17 protein-coding genes and 2 pseudogenes are annotated in these 22819 nt (G+C 71.7%); 7 read left to right on the plus strand and 12 right to left on the minus strand.

Annotated features, from left to right (window positions below; translation table 11 throughout):
• Positions 1 to 3 precede the first annotated feature (3 nt).
• Positions 4 to 1056, plus strand: a complete 1053-nt coding sequence (locus BLR90_RS12445) for a hypothetical protein (protein ID WP_143016205.1) — start codon at positions 4 to 6, stop codon at positions 1054 to 1056.
• Here BLR90_RS12445 and BLR90_RS12450 read toward each other — a convergent pair.
• Complete coding sequence (locus BLR90_RS12450; RefSeq protein WP_091025524.1) at positions 1045 to 2214, minus strand: pyridoxal phosphate-dependent aminotransferase; 1170 nt, start codon at positions 2212 to 2214, stop codon at positions 1045 to 1047. The genes BLR90_RS12445 and BLR90_RS12450 overlap by 12 nt on opposite strands.
• Before the next feature lie 94 nt (positions 2215 to 2308).
• On the opposite strand from BLR90_RS12450, the gene pyrE reads away from it, so the two are divergent.
• Positions 2309 to 2851 carry an orotate phosphoribosyltransferase gene (gene pyrE / locus BLR90_RS12455; protein WP_091025525.1) on the plus strand — a complete coding sequence of 181 codons (543 nt, stop codon included), beginning with the start codon at positions 2309 to 2311 and terminating at the stop codon, positions 2849 to 2851.
• A gap of 21 nt (positions 2852 to 2872) precedes the next feature.
• Here pyrE and BLR90_RS12460 read toward each other — a convergent pair whose 3' ends face one another.
• Positions 2873 to 3589, minus strand: a complete 717-nt coding sequence (locus BLR90_RS12460) for a DedA family protein (RefSeq protein ID WP_245715281.1) — start codon at positions 3587 to 3589, stop codon at positions 2873 to 2875.
• Positions 3590 to 3699: 110 nt separating this feature from the next.
• On the opposite strand from BLR90_RS12460, the gene BLR90_RS12465 reads away from it, so the two are divergent.
• Positions 3700 to 4347 carry a TrmH family RNA methyltransferase gene (locus BLR90_RS12465; protein WP_091025583.1) on the plus strand — a complete coding sequence of 216 codons (648 nt, stop codon included), beginning with the start codon at positions 3700 to 3702 and terminating at the stop codon, positions 4345 to 4347.
• A gap of 3 nt (positions 4348 to 4350) precedes the next feature.
• On the opposite strand, the gene BLR90_RS12470 is transcribed toward BLR90_RS12465, so the two are convergent.
• The 3 genes from BLR90_RS12470 to BLR90_RS12480 form a co-directional block, all read right to left on the minus strand.
• Complete coding sequence (locus BLR90_RS12470) at positions 4351 to 6078, minus strand: M14 family zinc carboxypeptidase (RefSeq protein ID WP_091025526.1); 1728 nt, start codon at positions 6076 to 6078, stop codon at positions 4351 to 4353.
• Positions 6079 to 6169: 91 nt separating this feature from the next.
• The gene (locus tag BLR90_RS12475) at positions 6170 to 6643 is read right to left on the minus strand and encodes a DUF2867 domain-containing protein (protein ID WP_091025527.1); all 474 of its coding nucleotides are present in this window, start codon (positions 6641 to 6643) and stop codon (positions 6170 to 6172) included.
• A gap of 21 nt (positions 6644 to 6664) precedes the next feature.
• Positions 6665 to 8809 (minus strand): M14 family zinc carboxypeptidase, encoded by a 2145-nt coding sequence (locus tag BLR90_RS12480; RefSeq protein ID WP_218029407.1) that lies wholly within the window; start codon positions 8807 to 8809, stop codon positions 6665 to 6667.
• Between the two features lie 129 nt (positions 8810 to 8938).
• On the opposite strand from BLR90_RS12480, the gene fbaA reads away from it, so the two are divergent.
• Positions 8939 to 9973 (plus strand): class II fructose-bisphosphate aldolase, encoded by a 1035-nt coding sequence (gene fbaA, locus BLR90_RS12485; RefSeq protein WP_091025528.1) that lies wholly within the window; start codon positions 8939 to 8941, stop codon positions 9971 to 9973.
• Here fbaA and BLR90_RS12490 read toward each other — a convergent pair.
• Positions 9963 to 11447 carry a DHA2 family efflux MFS transporter permease subunit gene (locus tag BLR90_RS12490; protein WP_281245395.1) on the minus strand — a complete coding sequence of 495 codons (1485 nt, stop codon included), beginning with the start codon at positions 11445 to 11447 and terminating at the stop codon, positions 9963 to 9965. The genes fbaA and BLR90_RS12490 overlap by 11 nt on opposite strands.
• Positions 11448 to 11483: 36 nt before the next feature.
• On the opposite strand from BLR90_RS12490, the gene BLR90_RS12495 reads away from it, so the two are divergent.
• Positions 11484 to 11894 carry a DUF3151 domain-containing protein gene (locus tag BLR90_RS12495; RefSeq protein WP_091025530.1) on the plus strand — a complete coding sequence of 137 codons (411 nt, stop codon included), beginning with the start codon at positions 11484 to 11486 and terminating at the stop codon, positions 11892 to 11894.
• A 94-nt stretch (positions 11895 to 11988) separates the two neighbouring features.
• Here BLR90_RS12495 and BLR90_RS12500 read toward each other — a convergent pair whose 3' ends face one another.
• The 3 genes from BLR90_RS12500 to BLR90_RS12510 form a co-directional block, all read right to left on the minus strand.
• Positions 11989 to 13002, minus strand: a complete 1014-nt coding sequence (locus BLR90_RS12500) for a type IV toxin-antitoxin system AbiEi family antitoxin domain-containing protein (RefSeq protein ID WP_143016206.1) — start codon at positions 13000 to 13002, stop codon at positions 11989 to 11991.
• 173 nt (positions 13003 to 13175) lie between these two features.
• Positions 13176 to 14846, minus strand: a complete 1671-nt coding sequence (gene lysS / locus BLR90_RS12505) for a lysine--tRNA ligase (RefSeq protein ID WP_091025532.1) — start codon at positions 14844 to 14846, stop codon at positions 13176 to 13178.
• A 28-nt stretch (positions 14847 to 14874) separates the two neighbouring features.
• Positions 14875 to 15792, minus strand: a complete 918-nt coding sequence (locus BLR90_RS12510; protein WP_245715282.1) for a diacylglycerol/lipid kinase family protein — start codon at positions 15790 to 15792, stop codon at positions 14875 to 14877.
• Between the two features lie 173 nt (positions 15793 to 15965).
• Between BLR90_RS12510 and BLR90_RS12515 the strand changes: the two genes are divergently transcribed.
• On the plus strand, positions 15966 to 17249 hold the full coding sequence (locus BLR90_RS12515) for an adenylosuccinate synthase (RefSeq protein ID WP_091025533.1): 1284 nt from the start codon (positions 15966 to 15968) through the stop codon (positions 17247 to 17249).
• A 15-nt stretch (positions 17250 to 17264) separates the two neighbouring features.
• Here the strand turns inward: BLR90_RS12515 and BLR90_RS12520 are convergent, their stop codons facing one another.
• The 3 genes and pseudogenes from BLR90_RS12520 to BLR90_RS12530 all read right to left on the minus strand — a co-directional run.
• Positions 17265 to 19295, minus strand: a complete 2031-nt coding sequence (locus BLR90_RS12520) for a serine/threonine-protein kinase (RefSeq protein ID WP_091025534.1) — start codon at positions 19293 to 19295, stop codon at positions 17265 to 17267.
• Positions 19296 to 19305: 10 nt separating this feature from the next.
• Positions 19306 to 21519: a protein kinase domain-containing protein gene (locus tag BLR90_RS12525; RefSeq protein ID WP_091025535.1), complete on the minus strand. Its 2214-nt coding sequence runs from the start codon at positions 21517 to 21519 to the stop codon at positions 19306 to 19308.
• 33 nt (positions 21520 to 21552) lie between these two features.
• Positions 21553 to 22059 (minus strand): annotated as a pseudogene (locus BLR90_RS12530) (TetR/AcrR family transcriptional regulator); the annotation flags it as partial.
• Positions 22060 to 22195: 136 nt separating this feature from the next.
• Here BLR90_RS12530 and BLR90_RS12535 point away from each other — a divergent pair.
• Positions 22196 to 22813, plus strand: a pseudogene (locus BLR90_RS12535) (alpha/beta hydrolase); the annotation flags it as partial.
• Between the last annotated feature and the right edge of the window lie 6 nt (positions 22814 to 22819).

The raw sequence follows: 22819 nt of genomic DNA on the forward strand, positions 1-22819 counted from the left end.
GCCATGAGTGACCTGCCCGCACGCCCCCGCCAGGTCACCCTCGGCGCCGTCATCATCATGGGCGGGTCGGCCCTCATCGTGGCCTCGGTGTTCGAGCGCGTCGCAGGCCTGGGCTCCCTGGAGACGCAGAAGTCGGTCGAGCAGTTCCTCTCCGAACCGCCTGGTGACGGCCTCGGCATGAGTGCCGAGGACGTCGTCACCGCGCTTCGAGCGCTCTCGATGGTGGCGGGTGCCTGCGCCACCGCGGCGGCGATCCTCGGGTTCTTCGTCCTGCAGCGCTCGCGGAGCGCTCGGATCGGCCTGGCCGTGCTCGCGCTGCCCCTGTTCGTGAGCGGGATGGCGGTCGGCGGCTTCCTGTCCGCGCTCGTCGTCGCCGCGACGGTGATGCTGTGGCTCCAGCCGGCGCGTGACTGGTTCGACGGCGTCGTACGCCGTCCCGCGGTGGAGGCGGCCGCGGCCATGGCCGGGCCCCGGCACCCGGAGGAGTCCCCGGGCGAGACGCCGGTGGGGCCCCCGGTGGCCCCGCCGTCCACCGAGCCCCGCCCGATGAGCGGCTTCGGCACCACCCCCGTCGGCTACGGGCCGATGGTGACGACCGCCCCCTTCGCCGGCCCGGCGCCACGACCGGCGCGGCTGCTGTGGGCGTGCATCCTGACCTGGACCTTCTGCGGCCTGGCGATCTTCGCCATGGCGCTGAGCGTCCTGGTGCTGCTGGCGGCCCCCGACCTCGTCTTCGACGAGCTGCACCGGCAGAACCCCGACCTGTCCTCCGAGGGGATGACCGACTCGGCCATCAAGTCGGCGACCTACGTCACCGCTGCCGTCGTGCTGGTGTGGGGAGGGGCCGCGAGCTTCTTCGCCCTGCAGGCCTTCCGGCGGGTGGCCTGGGGCCGCACCGCCCTGCTCTTCTCGGCGGCGGGCGCCGCCGCGGTGTGCCTCGTGTTCACGATCTTCAACTTCCTGATGGCGCTGCCGCTGGTCGCGTGCCTGGTCACTGTGTCGCTGCTGGTCCGGCCCGACGTCCGCGCGTGGTTCGCCGCCCGCTCAGGCTCCTAGGTCGGCAGCCGCCAGCCGCCGGATGCCGTCCTCGATGACCTCGGGCTGCTTGCAGAACGCCCACCGCACCAGGTGCCGACCCGCCTCGCGGTCGTCGTAGAAGACCTGCGCGGGGATCGCGACGACGCCGGCGCGCTCCGGCAGCGCCTGGCAGAACGCCAGGCCGTCGTCCCAGCCGAGGTCGCGCACGTCGGTGGTCGCGAAGTAGGTGCCCTCGGGCACCTGGACGGTCAGCCCGGCGGCGGCCAGGCCTTCGCACAGGAGGTCCCGGCGCTGCTGGAGGTCGGCGGCCAGCTCGGTCGGGAAGTCGGGGTGCTCGTCGAGCGCCAGCGCGACCGCGGGCTGGAGCGGCGAGCCGGAGGTGAAGGTCAGCCACTGCTTGGCCGCGAGCACCGCGCCGACCAGGTCGGCCGGACCGGTCGCCCAGCCGACCTTCCACCCGGTGAAGGAGTAGGACTTGCCGGCGCTGGACAGCGTCAGCGTGCGTTCGGCCATGCCGGGCAGGGTCGCGAGCGGCACGTGCTCGTGGTCGTCGAAGACCAGGTGCTCGTAGACCTCGTCGGTGATCACCACCAGGTCGTGCTCGATCGCCACGTCGGCGACCGCCTGGAGCTCGTCACGGCGCAGCACGCTGCCGGTCGGGTTGTGCGGTGAGTTGAGCAGCACGAACCGGGTGCGCGCGGTGACCGCGGCCCGCAGCTCGTCGGCGTCGAGCCGGAAGTCGGGGGCGCGCAGGGTGACCGGGCGGCGTACGCCACCGGCCATCTGGATCATCGCGACGTAGGAGTCGTAGTAGGGCTCGAGCACGACGACCTCGTCACCCGGGTCGACCAGGCCCAGCAGGGCCGCGGCCACCGCCTCCGTGCAGCCGGTGGTGACCACGACCTGGGAGTCGGGGTCGAGCTCGATCCCGTAGTGGCGCTGCTGGTGGCGGGCGATCGCCTGGCGCAGCGCGGGGACACCGATGCCCGGTGCGTACTGGTTGGCGCCCTCCTCCAGCGCCCGCACCGCCCGCGCCACCACCTCGGGCGGGCCGTCGACGTCGGGGAAGCCCTGGCCCAGGTTGACCGAGCCGGTGCGCACGGCCAGCGCCGACATCTGGGAGAAGATCGTCGGCGGGATGCCGTCGAGCCGGCGCGCGTGCTGGTGAGCGGGCATGCGAGCGAGCCTACGACGGGTGGTTTCGAGGCTCGCAAGCTCGCACCTCAGGACGAGCGCTCGCTCGCACCTCAACCACCGATAATGTTCGGACGTGACCAGTGATCCCAGCAGTGACTCGGGCCTCGCGGCCGACATCGACGCCTGCTGCCGCCTGACGGGGGAGTTCACGCTCCGGTCGGGGCAGGTGTCGTCGGAGTACTTCGACAAGTACCTCTTCGAGGCGCAGCCGGAGCTGTTGGCGCGGGTGGCCCGGCAGATGGTGCCGCTGCTGCCGCACGACACCGACCTGCTCGGTGGGCTCGAGCTCGGAGGCATCCCGATCGCGACGATGGTCAGCAGCCTGACCGGCCGGCCGGCGCTGTTCGTGCGCAAGCAGGCCAAGGAGTACGGCACCTGCAAGCTGGCCGAGGGACCGGACGTGGCCGGGCGGCGGGTCACCCTGGTCGAGGACGTGATCACCACGGGTGGCGCCGTACGCGACGCGACCAACGCGCTGCGGGCCGCGGGCGCCGTCGTGGAGGTCGTCGTGTGCGCGATCGACCGCAGCCCCGCCGGGGAGAACCCGTTGGCCGACGTCGGCCTCGAGGTGCGCCCGGTGCTCACCAAGGCGCAGCTGGACGCCGTCCGCGGCTGACGCGGAGCCAGCTGGTCCGGCTCAGCCCTCGACCGGGCCTTCGACGACGTCCTCGACGACGTCCTTGGCCTGGCGGCGGTGCTTCCACCACTCGTAGGCCACGGGGACCAGGGAGAAGGCGATGATCACGATGATCGCCTTGTCGATGTTCTCGCCGAGGGTGGGGAACGCCGAGCCGAGGAAGTAGCCGAGCGCGAGGACGCTGGCGACCCAGAGCGCGGCTCCCACCAGGCTCCACTTGAAGAAGCGCTGGCGGTCCATGCGGGTCACTCCCGCGACCACGGTGATGTAGGTCCGCACGAACGGGACGAAGCGGCCGATCACCAGGGCCTTGTTGCCGTGCTTCTCGAAGAAGGCGCTGGTCTGGTCGAAGTACTTGCGCTTGAGGATCCGCCCCTCGCGGTTGTAGAGCGGCGGGCCGATGGCCCGGCCTATCTCGTAGCCGGCGACATTGCCCATCACCGCGGCCACCGTCAGCAGCAGGAATGTCACCAGCAGCTCGACGAACGGGGCGCCGGGGAACAGGTCGATCTTCTCGCCGGCGATGAAGAGCCCGAGCGCGAAGAGCAGGGTGTCGCCCGGCAGGAACGGGAAGAAGAGCCCGCACTCGACGAAGATGATCAGCAGGCTGATCCAGAAGAACTGGGCGTCGAAGCGCTCGAGCAGCCAGTTGGGATCCATCCAGTCCATGCCCAGGAGCAGGGGCTGGAGCTCGACGAGGTCGAGGAGGGCAGTCACGCGCAAACCGTACCCGGGGCCTCCTACACGGACCTGGGTAGTCTCGCGCCGTGCCGGACCCGGATGAGAGCGCTGCCAGCGGGGTCGAGCGCAACGCGCCGTACGACCCGATGCCGCACGGTCCCGCCGAGGTCGGCGTCGGCCCGTGGGAGGGCCCGTGGCCGACCGGCGCGCAGTACGACCCCGTGCTGCTGGCCGAGGGCGACCGCCGCAACGTCGTGGACCGCTACCGCTACTGGAGCCTCGAGGCGATCGTGGCCGACCTCGACCTGCGCCGCCACGACTTCCACGTCGCGATCGAGAACTGGCAGCACGACTTCAACATCGGCACGATCGTCCGCTCCGCCAACGCGTTCCTCGCCGCCGAGGTGCACATTGTCGGCAACCGGCGCTGGAACCGCCGCGGCGCGATGGTGACCGACCGCTACCAGCACGTGCGGCACCACCCCACCGTCGCCGACCTGGTCGCCTACCTCCACGAGCGCGACGTGCGGCTGCTCGGCGTCGACAACCTGCCCGGGAGCGCGCACCTGGAGACGATGCGTATGCCGCGGCGGGTCTGCTTCCTGTTCGGCCAGGAGGGTCCGGGGCTCTCCGAGGGTGCGCGGGACGCCTGCGACGGCACGTTCTCGATCGCGCAGTTCGGCTCGACCCGCTCGATCAACGCCTCGGCCGCGGCCGCCATCGCGATGCACTCCTGGGTCCGTGAGTACGCCGACCTCGCGGGCGAGGGTGCCGCCGAGCCCTGGCGGGGCTGACCGTCAGCAGGACATATCGAGCTCGCGCACCTGGCCGCGCCCGACGAGCACGCGGGTGGTCTGCCGGACCTTCCCGGCGCGTGTGCAGGTGAGCGTGTAGCGCTCGGGCTCGGCCGCGGTCGGCCGGGTCGACGGGTTGACGTGCCAGGTGAACGTCCCGTCGGCCGGGACCCGGATCGACGTGCGGAACGTGGCGGGGCTGGAGCCGTCCCAGGTCGCCGTCGAGGCGTCGCGGGTGAGCGTGAGCCGGGCGCCCGCGGGGGCCCGGCCGCTGAGCACCGAGTGGTGCTCGGGGTCGGCGGCGTGCTCGAGGGCGATCAGGTACGCCGCGCGGTTGCGGCCGTAGTGGTCGACCACGTCCTCGAACGGCGGGTGGAACTCGGTGCCGCCGATCTCGAAGGTGTAGCCGTACGTCCCGGTGGCGCCGTAGGCCCAGTCCTCGGTGGTGCCCATGCCGTCGTACAGGGCGTAGCTGCGCTGGCTGGTGTAGCCGTTCTGCCGGGCGAGGCGGCCACCGAGTGCGGCCATCGCCCGCTCGTCGCGGGCCAGGCCGACCCGGCGGCCGGCGTCGGTGACGTGGTCGGGGGAGCCGGACCACGGCCGGAGGACGAGGTTGCCGAAGGTGTGGTTGGTGATCATCCCGGTCGCCGAGCGCGACAGGAACAGGTCGCGCACGTTGCGGGTCTCGGGCTCGGAGAACGGCGCGGCGCCGTGGTAGCGCGGGTCCAGCAGGCCGGCGTGGAACTCGGTCGCGCTCGGCACCTGACCGGCGGCGCCCGGCCCGCCCCACCACATGCCGTAGTTGCGGTTGAGGTCCACCCCGAGGCCGAACCCGGCCGGGGTCGCGAGCATCGCGCCGCAGCTGCCGTCGGGGGTGTCGACGCCGTCGGCGAGCCGGCAGTTCTTGCGCAGGTAGGCCATGCCGGGCGTCAGCACCTGGGTCGCCGTCGGGATGACGGTGCCGCTGGGGTCGAGCGGGTTGAGCAGGTTGAGGTCGACCAGCCCGCCGGACGTGCGCGAGAGGTCGAAACCGTCGGCGTTGACCACCGGGACGAGCACCACGCGCAGCCGGTCGAGGAGCCGGGTGACCCGCGCGTCGTGGCCGTAGCCGCGCACCAGCTCGTGGGCGAACTCCATCGTGTGCTCGGCCGACGGCCACTCGCGGGCGTGGTGGAGACCCAGCATCACGAACGTCGGCCGGCCCGACGCGGGCCGGCGTACGTCACTGCCGATCTCGATGGCCCGGACGGTGCGCCCGTCGAGGGTGGGACGGGCGAGGGTGAAGGTCCGCACCAGCGACGGGCGACGCTTCGCCAGTCCGCGCATCTCCCGGTCGTAGTCCTCCAGGGTGCGGTACGACGTGCGCCCCGACGGCAGCGGGGAGCGGGCCGTGCCGGCGGCGTACTCCGCGTTGGCGAGGTTGTTGGCGGCCTCGCGGGCCAGCAGGTCCCCGATCGTGACCTGCCACTCGAGCCCGCTGCCGGCGAGCCGGTCGCGGTCGTCGGCCGTGTGCAGGACGAGGTCAGTGTGGTCCGGCCCGGCGTGCTCGGTGCCGTCGAGGCCGAGCCCGGCCAGGGTGGCCCGCTCGGCCGGGGTGTCGGTGTGGACGCGCACCAGCTGAGGGCTGAACGGCGCCACCGGCTCCGACCCGTGGCCCGGGCCCACGACGCCGAGCAGCCCGGCGCTCAGGGCGAGGGCTACCAGGGTGGCGGCGGTGCGAAGGCGCGTCATGACGGGACAACCGCCGAGGCAGCCCCGGGGTCACTGTGACGTTGGGCTCGTCAGCACCTTGGAGCCTGTCGACGGCCCGGGACACCGGTTGTCACGAGCCGAGGTCGCGCAGCAGCCGTCGGTGCGTGAGCTCGAGGAGGGCCTCGCGCGCCGGGAGGTCCGCGAGCAGGTACGCCGTCCCGAGCAGGCCGCTCGGGTCGAGCCGCACCGTCTGGCGCAGCGCGCAGCCGGCGGTGCGCGGCTGGACCTCGGAGACCAGCGTGACCGTGCCCGGCGCGCGGACCTCCGCGGTGAGGACCAGGCGCCGGTGCGTGTGGTCGGCCTCGGTGACCCGCCAGAGACCGGCGAGGTCACCCGTCGCCAGCACCGGCGTCCCCGGAGGGTCCCAGCGGCGGCCGGTGCCGCCGGTGAGCCGGTCGAGGGCGCCGCGGACGACGAACGGCGCGGCGTCGACGTACCACTGCGGGCCGGCGCGCCCCGAGGCCACGACCGCCCACGCCTCTTCGGCGGTGAGGGGCAGGCGGGACTCCCGGGAGGTGCTGGTCAGGGAGCTCCGTCGGCGCATTCCTCCGAGGCTACGGACCGCTCACCAACGGCGGCGGCACTCCCCGAGGTCGACCTGCTTGGTCTGGCCGCGGCCGATGAAGACCTGGGTCGTCTGGAGGACCTTCCCGAACTTCTCGCAGGTGAGCGTGTAGGCCTCGCGCGTGCCCTTGGTCGTGAGGGTGCGGGCGTCGAAGAACGACTCCGTCAGCGTGTAGGACGGCGACGCCGAGGCGTAGTTGGTGACCCGGAGGACGTAGGTGCCGGCGGGGGCGTCGGGCAGCTCGACCATCTCCTTGGAGCCGGGCAGCTCGCCGGAGGTCCCGACCTCGACCAGCTGGCCGCCCTGCTTGCGGAAGACGGTGAGGTCCAGGTCGTCGGGGGTCGGCCAGTCGAGCTCCGTGCGCCACAGGTCGACCGGCTTCGAGAGCACGAACGTGTGGTCGGTCGAGCCGTTGGGAGCCGCCGTGGTGCCGTCGATCGTGGTGACCTTGAACGGCCTGTCGGCCAGGGCCTGGTAGGTGCGGGGACGCACGACCGGCCGGGTGGACGGGTTGACGATCCACGAGAACGCGCCGTCGGCGCCGACCCGGATCGGGGTGTCGATGCGGTCGCGGAACGACGACTCCCAGGTGGGGCTGCGGAACGTCTTCGACAGCCGGATCGTGGCGCCCTTCGGCGCCTTGCCCTCGAGGACGCCGCTGTAGCGGGTGTCGACGGCGTGCTCGAGCGCGATCAGGAACGCGGCGCGGTTGCCCTTGCCGGCGTACTTGCCGGCGCCGAGGTACTCACCGACGACCTCCTGGTACGGCGGGTGGAACTCGTTGGCGCCGATCTCGAAGGTGTAGCCGAAACCGCCGGTGGCGTTGTAGGACCAGTCCTCGGTGGTGCCGGTCGTGTCGTAGAGCTGCCAGCCGTGGATGTTGGCGTAGCCGTTCTGGGCGCTCATCCGGGCGCCGAGCTGCTTGAGCGCCTGCTCGTCGGGGGCGTCGCCGACCGGGAGGCCGTCGTGGCCGATCGTGTTGGGGTTGACCCCGTTGGGGCGCAGCACCAGGTTGGAGAAGGTGTGGTTGGAGATCAGCATCGTGACCTGGCGGCTCGACACGAGGTCCTGGATGTTCTTGGTCTCCGGCTCCGAGAACGGGCCGGCGCCGCGGTAGGTCGGGTCGGCGATGCCGGTCTCGACCTCGGCCGCGTCGGGCTCCGTCTCGGCCGCGCCGGGACCGCCCCAGAAGCCGCCGTAGTTGCGGTTGAGGTCGACGCCGAGGCCGAAGCCGCCGTTGCTGTTGAGGGTCAGCGCGCAGGTGCCGTCAGGCGTGTCCTGGCCGTCGACGACGCGGCAGTTCTTGCGCTTGTAGGTCTGGCCCGGGGTGGCGAGGATCGACGCGGAGCCACCGAGCGGGTCGTTGGGGTTGAGCGCGCGCAGGTCGACGTACTCGCCGTCGGTGCGCGAGAGGTGGAAGCCGTCGACGTTGACGACGGGTACGACGATGACGCGCGCCTTGCCGAGCAGGTCGGTGATCCGCTGGTTGCGGCCGAAGCTCTTCGCCAGGTCGGTGGCGAACTCCATGGCCAGCTCGCCCGAGGGCCACTCACGCGCGTGGTGGACGCCCATCAGCAGGAACGTCGGCTGGCCGCTCAGCGGCTTGCGCACGTCGCGGCCGATCTCGACGCCGTAGATGGGGCGTCCGTCCAGGCTCGGCCGCTTCAGTGTGAATCGCTTGACGAGGGTGGGGTGCTTGCGTGCCAGTGCCGCCATGTCGGCGTTGTAGTCGGCGAGGGTGCGGTAGCCGGTGCGGCCCGAGGGCAGTTGCGACCTCGCGACCCGGGCGGCGTAGACCTCGTTGAGCTCGGCGATCTCGACACCGCGCGCCACGAGGTCGGGGATCCGGACGTCGTGGGTGAAGCCGGCGGCCGTGAGCGCGGCGAGGTCGGCGGGGGTGTGCAGCACGACCTCGATGTAGTCGTGGCCGGCGTGCTCGGTGAGGTCGAGGCCGAGCTGCTGGAGCCGCTCCTTGTCGGCCCGGGTGGGGGTGTCGACGGTGACGAGCTGGGGCGCGAAGTCGGCCACGGGCGCCGCGGCGGGCGGGGCGGCGCCGGTGGGCTGCGCGAGCATCGTGGCGCACAGCGTGAGGGCGGCGCCGGCGGCGGCCAGGGCGGTGCTGGAGCGGAGGGGGCGGCGGACCATGGTCGGGACTCCTGATCGGGTTCGTCCGAGGGGGCTTGTCAGACAAACGTGTCAAGGGGCCGAAGGTCACGGGAGGCGTGGGTCTCGTTGCCCTTCGGGCGACTCGCGAGTAGCCACTAGGGTCGAGACATGCCTATCGCAACCCCTGAGATCTATGCCCAGATGCTCGACAACGCGAAGCAGAACGCCTTCGCCTTCCCGGCCATCAACGTCTCGTCGTCGCAGACCCTGAACGCTGCCCTCCAGGGGTTCGCGGACGCCGGGTCGGACGGCATCATCCAGGTGTCCACGGGAGGTGCCGAGTACTTCTCCGGCCCCTCGGTGAAGAACATGGTCACCGGCTCGGTCGCCTTCGCGGCCTACGCCGCCGAGGTGGCCAAGAACTACCCGATCCACGTCGCCCTGCACACCGACCACTGCCCCAAGGGCAAGCTCGACGGCTTCGTCCGTCCCCTGGTCGAGATCTCCGCCGAGCGGGTCAAGCGCGGCGAGCTGCCGCTGTTCCAGTCGCACATGTGGGACGGCTCCGCCGTACCTCTCGAGGAGAACCTCCAGATCGCGCGTGAGCTGCTCGAGCGCTGCGCCGCGGCCAAGATCATCCTCGAGGTCGAGATCGGTGTCGTCGGTGGCGAGGAGGACGGTGTCGTCGGCGAGATCAACGAGAAGCTCTACACGACGCCGGAGGACGCCCTGGCCACCGTGAAGGCGCTCGGCACCGGCGAGCACGGTCGCTACATGACGGCCCTGACGTTCGGCAACGTGCACGGCGCCTACAAGCCCGGTCACGTCCGGCTGCGGCCCGAGATCCTCAAGCACGCCCAGGAGGCCGTCGTGGCCGAGCTGGGTCTCGAGGCCGGCGCCCGCCCGTTCGACCTGGTCTTCCACGGTGGCTCCGGCTCGCTGCCCGAGGAGATCGGTGCGGCCGTCGACTACGGCGTCGTCAAGATGAACGTCGACACCGACACCCAGTACGCCTTCACCCGGCCGGTCGCCGCGCACATGTTCCAGAACTACGACGGCGTGCTCAAGGTCGACGGCGAGGTGGGCAACAAGAAGGCCTACGACCCGCGTGCCTGGGGCAAGGCCGCCGAGGCGGGCATGGCCGCTCGGGTCGTCGAGGCCTGCGAGAACCTGCGCGCGTCCGGCAAGGCCCTCAGCGTCTGACGAACCCGTCGTGCTGGGGTCGCTCGAAGAGCAGTGACGCGAGCAGCCCCAGCACGAGGATCGCCGCCGGCAGCAGCATCGCCTGCGACATCGCCTCGGCGAACGGCCCCTGAACGGCGGCGGGCAGCCGCGAGGCCCCGCCCTCGGGAGTGAAGCTCGTGGGCAGTCCCTGGGCGGCCAGCCGGGAGTCGATCAGCACCGCGATGCCGGCCGCGCCGAGCACGGCGCCGACCTGGCGCGTGGCGTTGTAGACACCCGCGCCCGCACCCGCCTGGTGCAGCGGCAGGTTGCGGGTGGCGGTGGCGGAGACCGGCGCCCAGATGCCGGCGTTGCCGATGCCGAGGAGCGCCATCGGCAGCAGGATCTCCCAGGTGGCGGAGTCGGCGGTCATCACGGCCGAGAGCCACACCAGCGACAGCACGATCGCGGTGAAGCCGAAGCCGGTGATCAGGCGCGGGTGGACGGAGTCGGTGAGCCCGCCGACGTAGCGCGCCAGACCGATCGACATCAGCGCCATCGGGACGAGCAGCAGCGCGGCCTCGGTGGGGCTGAGGCCGCGGACCAGCTGGGCGTAGAGCATCAGCGGGATCGCCATGCCGGTGATCGCGAAGCCCATCGTGGAGATCGCGATGTTGGCGAGCGAGAAGTTGCGGTCGCGGAAGAGCGCCAGCGGGACCAGCGGCTCCTTGCGGTTGTAGTGCTGCCAGGCGAAGAACGCCGCGAGGACCACCAGGCCGAGGATGATCATCCGCCACACCGTGACCTGCCCGGTGATGGTGCCCCAGTCGTACTGGTCGCCCTCCTGGATGCCGAAGACCAGCAGGAACATGCCGGCGCCGCTCAGCGCCACCCCGAGCCAGTCGAAGCGGTGGGTGTTGGTGGACAGGGTCGGCACCAGCCGCCATGCGAGCACGAACCCGAGGATGCCGACCGGCACGTTGATGAAGAAGATCCACTCCCAGCCGAGGGCGTCGACGAGCACACCGCCGAGGATCGGCCCGACCAGCGTGGCCACGCCGGCCGTCGCGCCCCACAGCGCCATCGCCTTGCCGCGTCGTACGGCGGGGAAGATGCGGGTGATGATCGCCATCGTCTGCGGCGTCATCATCGACGCGCCGAGCCCCTGCACCACGCGGGCCAGGATCAGGCCCTCGATGGTGCTGGTCAGGCCGCACCACAGGCTGGCGAGCGTGAAGACCGTGAGCCCGGCGAGGTAGAGCTTCTTCGGGCCGTAGCGGTCACCCAGGCGGCCGGTGATCAGCACCGGGACGGCGTAGGCCAGCAGGTAGGCGCTCGTGACCCACACGACCGTGTTGACCTCGGCGTCGAAGTCCTCGATGATCGCCGGCGTCGCGACGGACACGATGGTCGAGTCGACCAGGATCATGAAGAAGCCGAGGCACAGCGCGAACAGCGCGGGCCACGGGTCCTTCTCCTCGGTCGGGTGGTCGGCCGGCTGGTGGGTCTGGGTCACGGCGTCAGTCAACACCTCGCCTGGGACACTCATTCCATGAGTCACATGGACCTGATGGCCGGACCCCCTCCCACCCACCTGCCGATCGACCCGGCGAGCGCCGAGCTGGCGGGGTCGTCGCCTGCTGACGTCGTACGACGTCACCCCGAGTCGCCGGCCGCCTGGGCCGCGCTCGCCGGTGAGGCCCGCGACGGCGGCGCCGACGACGTGTCGGTCTACGCCTACGCCCGCGTCGGCTACCACCGCTCCCTCGACAACCTGCGCCGCAACGGCTGGAAGGGCCACGGCCCCGTCCCGTGGGAGCACGAGCCCAACCGCGGCTTCCTCACCTCCCTGGCGTTGCTCGCCCTCTCCGCCCGCGCCATCGGCGAGACCCACGAATGGGAGCGCTGCTCGGAGTTCCTCCGCGACTCCAGCCCGACCGCCTTCGACGCGCTGCTGGGCTGAGCTGATGTTGTAACTCACCGTTACTGCATCTGGTGCACCCGTGTGCGGGCATGACAGAGGCAGTAACGGTGAGTTACATAGCGCGGCCGGACGCTCAGGCGCTGCGGCGGCCGCGCATCTCCTGGGCGAACTGCGCCAGGTGATCAGGCAGGTCGGCGCCGAACCTGGCCACCGTGACGTCGTACTCGGCGCGGAGCCGGCGCTTGGCGGCTGACCGCTTGGGCTCCCACAGGTCCTCCCAGAGCACTCGGGACACGCCGAGCCCTTCGGCGCGAATGAGTCGCTCTCGCCGCTTCTCCTCCCAGATGACGTCTTCCGGCCGCTGGGCCAGGCCGCCGTCCTGGGTGCTGCGGTACTTGACGTGGCCGTCGACCTCGAAGACGTGGCAACCCACGCGCAGGTCGCACCGCACGACCCGGTCGTCGAGTCGCACAGGGAACTGCGTCTCGACCGAACCGATACCCAGCTCGCTGACGAGCAGGCGGCCGAGGCTCTCGGCGATCGACTCCGCGCCGGGATCCGCGAGCTCGATGGAATGTCGTACCTGTGTGATGCCCGGCCAGAAGCTCATGGGCGCACTGGCGGCGACGAGAGCACTACGCGGGACGCCCCTTCTCATCGCCGCATCCATGACCGGTACGCCGTGAGTCAGTCCGCGCTCGCGCGCGATGTCACAGCAGGTGCGGGCGAGGTCGAGGCAGGCGAGGCCATCCACTGTCACGACCTGGTCGGGTTCGAAGCCGGCGAGGTGATGCTTCACGCCCGCCTTGGTCCACGCGTTGGTGTGTCCGGGCAGGGTGATGTGCACGAACGGCTTCGCCGGAGCCAGGATGTCCAGCCCCTGTTGGTGTGCGGACGAGTCGTGGCTGAGCACCCAGCCCCGGGTCATGTTGAGCAGGGCCGCGCGGGTCTGCAGTCGTGGCCGTCCGCGGTACGGGTCCAGCGACTCCCACAGGTCTCGCTCGGCGTAGACGCCGCGCCTCACGACGACCCACTCGTGCACCAGCAGGGCGCGGATGGCGCCAGGTGACACGCCGAGGTCGAGCGCCTGTGAGCGCGTGATCAGTCCGTAGTTGCTCGCCATGGCGGCGGGGACTCCTGGGTGCATGCAGGACTTGTGCCCCCTGGACAGACCTCGTGAAACGACGCCCCCCGCGGCTGTGGACAACGATTCGTGGCTGCGGCTGGGGTCCCTTTGTAACTCACCGTTACTGCATCTAGGGCACCCGCATACGGGCATGACAGGTGCAGTAACGGTGAGTTACAAGAGGCCGCGCGCGCTCAGCCGCCCAGCAGCGAGCGCACCCGGTCGGGGCCGAGGGCGACGAAGAGGGTGGGGAGGCGCGGGCCGCGGGGGGCGGCGACGAGCAGGTCGTAGAGCAGGCCGAAGAAGAGCTTCTGGTCGGCCTTGACCTGGTCGGTGGGCGGGTCGTCGAGGCCGAGGCCGCGGGCCAGCTTGGGTACGCCGTAGATCAGCGTGGTCAGCGAGTCCAGGTCGAACGACGAGGGCAGCCGGTCGAGGAGCTGGGCCAGCCAGATGGTCTCGTCCTCGGTCAGCGCGGCCAGCCGGTCGGCAGCGGGCGCGGACCGGACCGTCGTGCGCTCGTCCTCGGGCACGAACTCCGCGGTCCAGGTCATCGCCTTGGACAGCCGCGGCTCGAGGTCGCTGACCGAGGAGTGCGGGTGGCCGACGTCGCCGATCGTGCGGGAGATGAGCTCGGCGGAGCCGGCGGTGACGTCGGCGACCGACGACAGCAGCTTGAACGGCACCGGCACCGGCGACGTCGGCAGCACCCCGGCCGCGACAGTTGCGGACGCCCGCTCGTAGGCGAGCACGGCGACGTCGCGCTTGGCCGGGTCGGCGGCCTTGCGGGCGAGCGCGTCCCACTCGTCGTACAGGCGCACGACCTCGGGACCGAAGTCGATCGTGAACACCTGCCGCGGCTGGCGGCGCACGTAGAGCCAGCGCAGGATCGGCGCCTCGAGGATGCGCAACGCGTCGGACGCGGTGGGTACGCCGCCGCGCGACGAGGACATCTTGGCCATCCCGGCGATGCCGACGAAGGAGTAGCCAAAGTGGGTCGGCATCGGGTGGCCGAACACCTCGGTGACCAGCTCCTTGCCGACGGTGAACGACGAGCCGGGGGTCGCGTGGTCGTCGCCGGCGGGCTCGAAGTCGACCTTCTCGAGCGCCCAGCGCATCGGCCAGTCGACCTTCCACACGAGCTTGCCCTCGTTGTCCGTGGACAGGTCGGTGGAGCCGACGAAGCCGCACGAGGAGCAGGTGTAGTCGAGGACGGTGGTCGCGTCGTCGTAGGCCGTGGCGGTGGTGGTGTCGCGGCCGCACTGGCGGCAGTAGGGCTTGAACGGGAAGGGCATCCCCGCGGGCGCGGAGTCCTCGCCGGCCGGCGGCGCCTTGGTGCGGTAGCGCGCCATCACGGTCTCGATGTCGTCGCGCCGCGCGACCGCGTTGAGGATCTGCTCGCGGTAGAAGCCGGAGGTGTAGCGCTCGGTCTGGCTGACCTGCTCCATCTCGACGCCCATCTCGGCGAGCGCGGAGAGCAGCGGCGCCTTGAAGCGCTCGGCCCAGCTGGGGAACTCACCCGTCGGGTCGGGTACGGCGCTCAGCGGGCGGCCGATGTGCTCGGCGTAGGACGGGTCGATCCCGGCGGGCACCTTGCGGAACCGGTCGTAGTCGTCCCAGACGTGCAGGTGCCGCACGGGTACGCCGCGCCGCGCGATCTCGTCGGCGACGAAGTGCACCGTGAGCACCTCGCGCAGGTTGCCCAGGTGCACGGGCCCCGACGGGCTGATGCCGGAGGACACCGTGACCAGGTTGCCCTCGCCGGCGTGCCGGATCGCGTTGTCGGCGGCGCGCGTCACCCAGTCGACTGGCCCGCCGTTGTGCTGGCCGCCCTGCTGCCCGCCCTGATCGCCCTTGCCTCGTGCCACAGGCGGCAACGCTACCCGGCGGGAGAGGTCAGCCGACCGGCAGGACCATGGAGTACGCCGCCGGCTCGATGTGCCACGTGCGGTGCCGCTCCGGTCCGTAGATCTCACCGTCGGCGCTGATCCAGAACTCCTCGCCGCGCACGGACACCTCGCGCCCGCGCAGCGCCGTGACGTCGTCGGCCTCCTGGTGGGTGCCGAAGCCCAGCCGGGCGGCGTACAGGAGCCGAGCCAGCGGCCCGGTGGCCTTCGAGATCATCAGGTCGATCCGGCCGTCGGCGGGGTCCGCCTCGGGGGTGAGCTCGGTGCCCCCGCCGACCGACGAGCCGTTGCCGAGCGCGACCATCAGCACCCGGGTGTCGAGGTCGTTGACGACCTTGCCGTCGAGCTCGACGTGCAGGCGCAGCGCGGGCGGGTTGAACGCGGTGAGCGCGGCGCCGATCGGGTAGCCGAGCTTGCCGAGGTTGACCTTGCCGACGCCCACGGCGTGCAGGCGGCCCTTCCAGCGGTGGCCGCGGCGGCTGGCGTTGGCGCCGGCGCCGACGTGGACGCTGTTGACGACGACCTGCCCGACCTCGTCGACGATCAGGTCCATCGGGGTCGGCACGCCGGACACCAGGACGCGGGCGGCCTCCTCGATGTCGAGGGGGATCCCGACGCCGCGCGCGAAGTCGTTGCCGGTGCCGAGCGGGAGCAGGCCCACCACGGCGTCGGCCAGCTCGTGGCGCCGGTGGAGCGCCGAGATCACGGCGTGCAGGCTGCCGTCGCCGCCGGCCACCACGATCCGGCGGGACCCGGCGCGGTGGAGCACGCCGTCGAGCTCGCCGGGGTTGGAGGTCGCCTGGACCTCCACGGAGCTGTGCTCGCGGAGCACGGCCAGCGCGGCCTTCAGCGTCTCGTCGTCGGCGGTGCCGGCATCGCTGTTCTTGATCACCAGGAGGGGGTCCATCGCCCCGGACAGTAGCCCACGAGATTCCGCTCCGCTGCGGCCGACGTGATTCCGCTCTCAGCGCCGCACTTTGGTAACGTGTGGACGCAAGAGCCCCGGCCGCTGTTGCCGGGGTTTTGTCATGTTCGACCTGCGTGTCGACCCCGTGAAGTCGATCCTGTGGAGGAGTGCACATGCCTGCGATCGCCATCATCGGCGCCCAGTGGGGCGACGAGGGCAAGGGCAAGGCGACCGACCTGCTCGGCAGCCGGGTCGACTACGTCGTCAAGTTCAACGGCGGCAACAACGCCGGCCACACCGTGGTCATCGGCGACGAGAAGTACGCCCTCCACCTGCTGCCCAGCGGCATCCTCAGCCCCAACTGCACCCCGGTCATCGGCAACGGCGTGGTCGTCGACCTCGAGGTGCTCTTCGAGGAGCTCGAGGGCCTCACCGCCCGCGGCGTCGACGTCAGCCGGCTCAAGATCAGCGCCAACGCCCACGTCATCGCCGACTACAACCGCAGCCTCGACAAGGTCACCGAGCGCTTCCTCGGCAGCCGCAAGATCGGGACGACCGGGCGCGGCATCGGACCGACGTACGCCGACAAGATGAACCGCGTCGGCATCCGGATGCAGGACCTGTTCGACGAGAAGATCCTGGAACAGAAGGTCGAGGGCGTCCTCGAGCTCAAGAACCAGATCCTGACCAAGATCTACAACCGCCGCAGCGTCACCGTCGAGTCGACCGTCGAGGAGCTGCTGGCCTACGCCGACCGGGTGCGCCCGATGGTCTGCGACACCGGCCTGCTGCTCAACCAGGCACTCGACCGCGACGAGACCGTGCTGCTCGAGGCCGGCCAGGCCACGCTGCTCGACGTCGACCACGGCACCTACCCGTTCGTCACCTCGTCCTCGGCGACCGCGGGCGGCGCCTGCACCGGCTCCGGCATCCCGCCCATGCGCCTCGACCGGGTGATCGGCATCGTCAAGGCCTACACCACCCGGGTCGGCGAGGGTCCGTTCCCCACCGAGCTCGACGACGACGCCGGCGAGCACCTGCGCAAGGTGGGCGCCGAGTACGGCACCACCACCGGGCGCCCCCGCCGTTGCGGCTGGTACGACGCCGTGATCGCCCGCTACGCCGCGCGCGTCAACGGGATCACCGACTTCGTGCTGACCAAGCTCGACGTGCTCACCGGCCTCGAGCAGGTGCCGGTGTGCGTGGCCTACGACGTCGGCGGCGTGCGCCACGACGAGATGCCGGTCAACCAGAGCGACTTCCACCACGCGGTGCCGATCTACGAGTACCTCCCCGGTTGGTGGGAGGACATCAGCGAGTGCCGCACGTTCGCCGAGCTGCCCAAGAACGCGCAGGACTACGTCACCGCCGTCGAGGCGATGTCGGGCTCGCGGATCTCCACGATCGGCGTGGGACCCAAGCGGGACCAGACGATCCTGCTCCACGACCTGCTCTGAGCCCGCTCGGCGCGGTCAGTCGCGGTAGACCATCGGGCCCAGCGTCCCCTCGGTGGACTTGCGCGGCGCCAGGACGCGTCCGCCTCCGGGCAGCACCCGGAAGGACCGTCCCGTCGAGTCGATCACGCGTAGCCCCTTCCCGCTGAGAGCGACCACCAGGTCGTCGTCCCCGTCGCCGTCGACGTCCACCACGCTGGTCTGGCGCGGGTAGAACTCGTCGCGCAGCTCGTCCGCCCAGACCTGCGAGGTGAAGCGCCGGCCGGTCCACGACATCAAGGTCACCTGGGGCCCGATGTCGGACATGCTGAGCTCGTCGACGCCGTCGCCGTCGAAGTCGCCGGCCCGCCAGGTGGCGTACCTCGTCTCGTCGGGGACCCGCTGCGGCTCGCCCTTCTGCTCGAAGGCGGTGCCGGTCGAGGCGAGCAGCCGGTAGCGGGGTGCTCGCTCGTCGGGCTCTAGCACGTGGACGAGGTCGGCCAGGCCGTCGCCGGTCAGGTCGCCGACGGTCAGCTGGTTGTAGGACCCGATGCCGTCCGGGGCCTCGCCGTCGAACCACCGCCTGCTGGCGGCCAGTGTCCCGTCCTTGCGGGCGTGGGCGACCACCACCAGGAGGCGCCCCGCCCCGAGGGTCGCGAGACCGACGTCGTCGAGGCCGTCGCCGTCCATGTCCGCCACGAACGGGGTTGTGGCGGCCAGCAGGTCACCCACGACGGGGGAGTCGAGCAGCGACGACGGCGCCTCGCCGGTGGCGAGGTTGACCGTGACTCGCAACGTCGGCGCCTCCCCGTCGACGGTCACGACGTCGATCCGCCCGTCGCCGTCGACGTCGCCGATGACCGACGGGTACCTCGCCTGCGGCAGCGGCTTGGGCGCCCCGAACGTCGTGGCCCCGTCGGAGCTCAGCAGCCAGCCCCCGTCGTACGTCACCGTGGCGAAGTCGCCGAAGCCGTCGCCGTCGAGGTCGCCGGTCACGATCGGCTCCGGCTCGGGGTCGGGGGTGGAGGTCGTCGTAGGGGTGGGGTCCGCGGTCGGGTCGGCGCCGGCCCCGGCGGCCGGCGACTGGTCGTCGGGCCGGAGCAGCAGCGCCGCGGTGGCCCCGCCGGCGACGAGCGCGACGGCGAGCACCGCGCCGAGCACCTGACGGCGCCGCCTCCGCCCCTGGGCAAGGACCCGCGGTGGCTGCGACGGGCTCGACGGGGTGAGCCCGCCGCCGAGTGCCCGCAGGGCGTCGCGCAGCTCGGCGGCCGAGCCGTAGCGGTGTGCCGGGTCCTTGGCAAGGGACCGCGCCAGCACCTCGTTGACGCCCCGGGTGAGCTGGTCGTCGCCCGGCAGCTGGGGCACGGGCTGCTGGAGGTGGGCCATCGCGACCTGCACGTCGGCTCCGGTGTACGGCGGCCGGCCGGTGAGCGTCTCGAAGAGCAGGCAGCCCACGGAGTAGAGGTCGCTGGCCGGCGTCCCGCGCTGGCCGGCGGCCCGCTCCGGTGCCAGGTAGTTCCAGGTGCCGGCGATGGCGCCGGCGGTGGTCAGACCGGTGGTCTCGGTGTGCGCGACGCCGAAGTCGCAGAGGAAGACGTGGAGGCGGTCGGTGCGACGGTCGCGCAGCAGCACGTTGGCCGGCTTCACGTCGCGGTGGATCACCCCGACCGCGTGGGCGGCCGCGAGGGCGTCGGCGACCTGCGCGCACACCCGGAACGCCAGCGGCGGCGCCAGCGGACCGCCCTCGCGCAGGAGCCGGCCGAGGTCGCCTCCGGCCGCGTGCTGGGTGACCAGGTAGGGCCAGCCGTCCTGCTCGCCGTGGTCGTAGATGGAGATGACGTGGGGTGAGTCCAGCCGGGCCAGGATCGACGCCTCGCGCTGGAAGCGGCCCAGGAACGTGGGGGAGGTCGCGACGTGCGCGAGCATCACCTTCAGCGCGACCGGCCGGTTGAGCCGCAGGTCCGTGGCGGCGAAGACCATGCCCATCCCGCCCACGCCGAGGACGCTGTCGATCCGGTAGTGCCCGACCACGTCGCCGGGCTGTGGCTGGCCGATGGGTGGTTGGCTCATGAGTGGGGGCTCACGGGAAGGTCTCGCCGAAGGCCTCGGTGCCGTACGTGTCGACCAGGTCGAAGCGCCAGGTGGCCCAGGTGGTGGCGTTGTCGAAACGCTTGCCGGTGGAGAGGGCGACCTGGAGCTCGGAGACCTTCGGGGTGGCCGACGGGCCGATCGCCAGGATGTCGTCGAGCCCGTCGCCGTCGTAGTCGCCGACGGCGATGTCCGAGTCGTAGAAGGAGTTGGCCACCATCGGCAGCAGGCCCCATCCCTTCGGCCGCCTCATCCCGGAGTCGCCGTGGTCGAGGACGCCGATCTGCATGAAGGTGTCCCGGTCCTGGACCAGGCCGAGCTCGATGTCCTCGTCGCCGTCGAAGTCGCCCGACACGAACGCGTGGCCGATCGTGGACGGGAAGGTCCGGGGCTCGCCGTCGGAGACGAAGCCGCCCGTGGCCCGGCCCAGGTGGACCTCGAGGGTCGAGCTGTAGTGGTAGTTCCGGTCCGGGTCGTCGGACGTGGTGAGGACCGCGACGTCGGCCAGGCCGTCACCGTCGAAGTCCCCGACCTCGACCTCGGAGTCCTCGTAGCCGGTCCCGATGGAGATCACCGGCCGCGGGTCCCGGAGCTTGGTGTGGGGTGCCGTGCCGGTGGACGTGGCGACCCACAGGCGCATCGCCTTCTTGCCCCAGGCCAGGAGCAGCAGGTCCTCGTCGCCGTCGCCGTCCGCGTCGGTCGGGAACTGGGTGACGTAGGTGCCGCCGGTCGGACGCGGGAGCCGCTGGCTCAGGGAGGACCCGCTGCTGAGCTCGGCGGTGACCGTGATGGCACCACGCCGGGCGGGGGTGTCGACCGCGATCGTCTCGAGCACGTCGTCGCCGTCGAGGTCGCCCAGGGCGAGGTCCCGGTTGACGTCCGTGGGGCTCGGGTCGGGACGCTTCGCGGGGTCGACGAAGGCGCTGCCGGTGGAGGTCCACGAGAACAGCTGGTAGGCGCCCCTCCCCTCTTTCGGCTGGCCCTTCTTCGGCTGGACGAACTCGCGCAGCGCGACGTCGCCGATGCCGTCGCCGTCCAGGTCGCCGGTCACCGGTCCGACCACGGGAGGCGGCTCGAGGCTCGGGCTCGGGCTGTCCGAGCCGCTGGAGGTGCTCGTGGTGGGGTCGGCGCCAGGCGAGGCAGGGCCGGAGGGGTCGTCGCCGGTGAGCGTGACCGCCACGATGCCGCCGGCCACGGCCAGCACCGCGAGACAGGTGGCGGCGACCACGAGCGCCGTACGGCGTCGGCGCGGCGGGGGGAGAGGCGAGCCCGGGGGGAGGGAGCCCAGGCTGATCCGGTCCAACGAGACGCGGTCGGGCGTGACCGCAGGCGGTGCCGTGGGCACGGGCCGCACTCCTGTGCTCGGGATCGCGGCGGCGGCGAGCAGGTCGGTGCGTACGGCGTCCGCGTCGGCGTAGCGGGCCCGGGGGTCCTTGGCGAGGGTGTTGGCGAGGATCGCGTTGACGTGGCGAGTGAACGGGTCCCCGGCAGGACTGTCGGCCAGCTGCGGCACCGGCGCCTGCTGATGGGCGATCGCGATCTCGACGTCCGTGCCACCGAAGGGCGCCTTGCCGGTGAGTGCCGCCCACAGCAGGCAGCCCAGGGCGTAGAGGTCGGAGGAGACCGTGCCGGGGGCACCCGTGCCGCACTCGGGGGCGAGGTAGCTCCACGTGCCCGACACCGAGCCCGGAGCGGTCAGGCCCTCGCTGTCGGTGCGCGCGATCCCGAAGTCGCAGAGGTAGGCGTGCACGTCGAGGGTGTCGGCGTCCCGCAGCAGCACGTTGGTCGGCTTGACGTCGCGGTGGACGACGCCGGCCCGGTGGGCGTCGGCGAGCGCGTCGGCCACCTGCGCGCAGACCTCGGCCGCGAGCTTGGGCGGCATCGGGCCCCTGGCCGCGAGCAGCCCGCCCAGGTCGCCACCGCCGACGTACTGGGCCGCGAGGTAGGGGCAGCCGTCCTGCTCGCCGTAGTCGAAGATCGCGATCACGTGCGGGGAGTTGAGCCGCGCCAGCAGTGCCGCCTCCCGCTCGAAGCGGGCCAGGAACTCCGCCGAGCCTCCGAGGGCCGCCGACACGACCTTGAGGGCGACCCGGCGGTCGAAGGCGGTGTCGGTCGCCGAGAAGACCACGCCCATGCCGCCCTGCCCGATCTGGGCGTCGATGCGGTAACGACCGAAGACGTCACCGACACGGGGGAACTGGGCCATGGACTCTTCCTTCCCGAGTGAGACCGGCGGCAATCATGCCTGGTCGAGTCCGGCCACTGTGCGCGCGTTGGCCCGGAAGGCGCCTCTGACCGAGGCCGCGCCGTCGAGGTAGACACCTACGAACAGCGCGTCCCTCAGCAGGACCAGGCTCGCGGCGGCACGGGCGGGATCGGGGTGCCGGTTCGCGGTCGCGAGCGCGGTCAGCGTCGCGCGGAACCAGTCGCGTTGTCGACGCACGACGGCGCGCACGTCGCTCTCGGGGTCGGGGTACTCCGCACTCGCGTTGATGAACGGGCAGCCGCGGTCGTGGTGGCGGCTGGCGTCCTCGACGATGCCGTCGATGACCCACTCCAGCAGCTCGCGCGGGCTGCCGCCCGCTTCCTCTGCCTGGGCGAAGTGGTCGCGGATGGTGGCGTCCTCGCGCTCGAGGTAGGCCACGACCAGCGCCTGCTTGCCAGAAAAGTGGCGGTACATCGTGGCTCGGGTGACGCCGGCCTCACCGAGCACGCGGTCCACCCCCACGCCCGTGATGCCTTCGCGATAGAAGAGGGCACCCCAACCCCGCCAGCACCGTCACCGAGCGCGAGGCCACCGCCGTCGCCGCCGCCAACGGCTCGGGCCTGGTGACCAGGCGTCGTACCCCGAGGCACACTCGACGCCCGGCTCCCTAGCCGGCACCTCGGTCGCCGACGTCGCCGACCACGTGGCCGAGGTCATCGCCGGTCTGGACAAGAAGCCCGTCGTCATCGGGCACTCGTTCGGCGGTCTGCTCGCCCAGATGATCGCCGGCCGCGGCCTGGCCTCGGCCACTGTCGCGATCGACCCCGCCCCGAGCCGGGGCGTCCTCCCGCTTCCGTTCTCGGCCCTCAAGGCGGCGTTCCCGGTGCTCGGCAACCCGGTCAACCGGGGCCGGACGGTGACCTTGACCTTTGAGCAGTTCCGGTTCGGCTTCGCCAACGCGGTGCCCGAGGACGAGGCGCACCACCTCTACGAGACCTTCCACACCCCGGCGCCGGGACGCCCGCTCTTCCAGGCGGCAACTGCGAACCTCTACCCGCGAACGGTCGCCAAGGTGGACAACAAGGCCCCGTTTCGCGGCCCGATGCTCGTCATCTCTGGCGAGCAGGACAACATCGTCCCCTGGGCACTGGCCAACGCCGCGTACAAGCGGCAGGTCAAGAGCAGCTGGCCGACCGAGATCGTCGAGATCCCCGGACGGGGCCACTCGCTGGTCATCGACTCCGGGTGGCGCGAGGTCGCGGACCCGGCGCTGGAGTTCCTGGCGCGGCACTAAAGTAGG

The sequence above is a fragment of the Nocardioides szechwanensis genome, assembly GCF_900103935.1.
Classification (GTDB): Bacteria; Actinomycetota; Actinomycetes; order Propionibacteriales; family Nocardioidaceae; genus Nocardioides; species Nocardioides szechwanensis.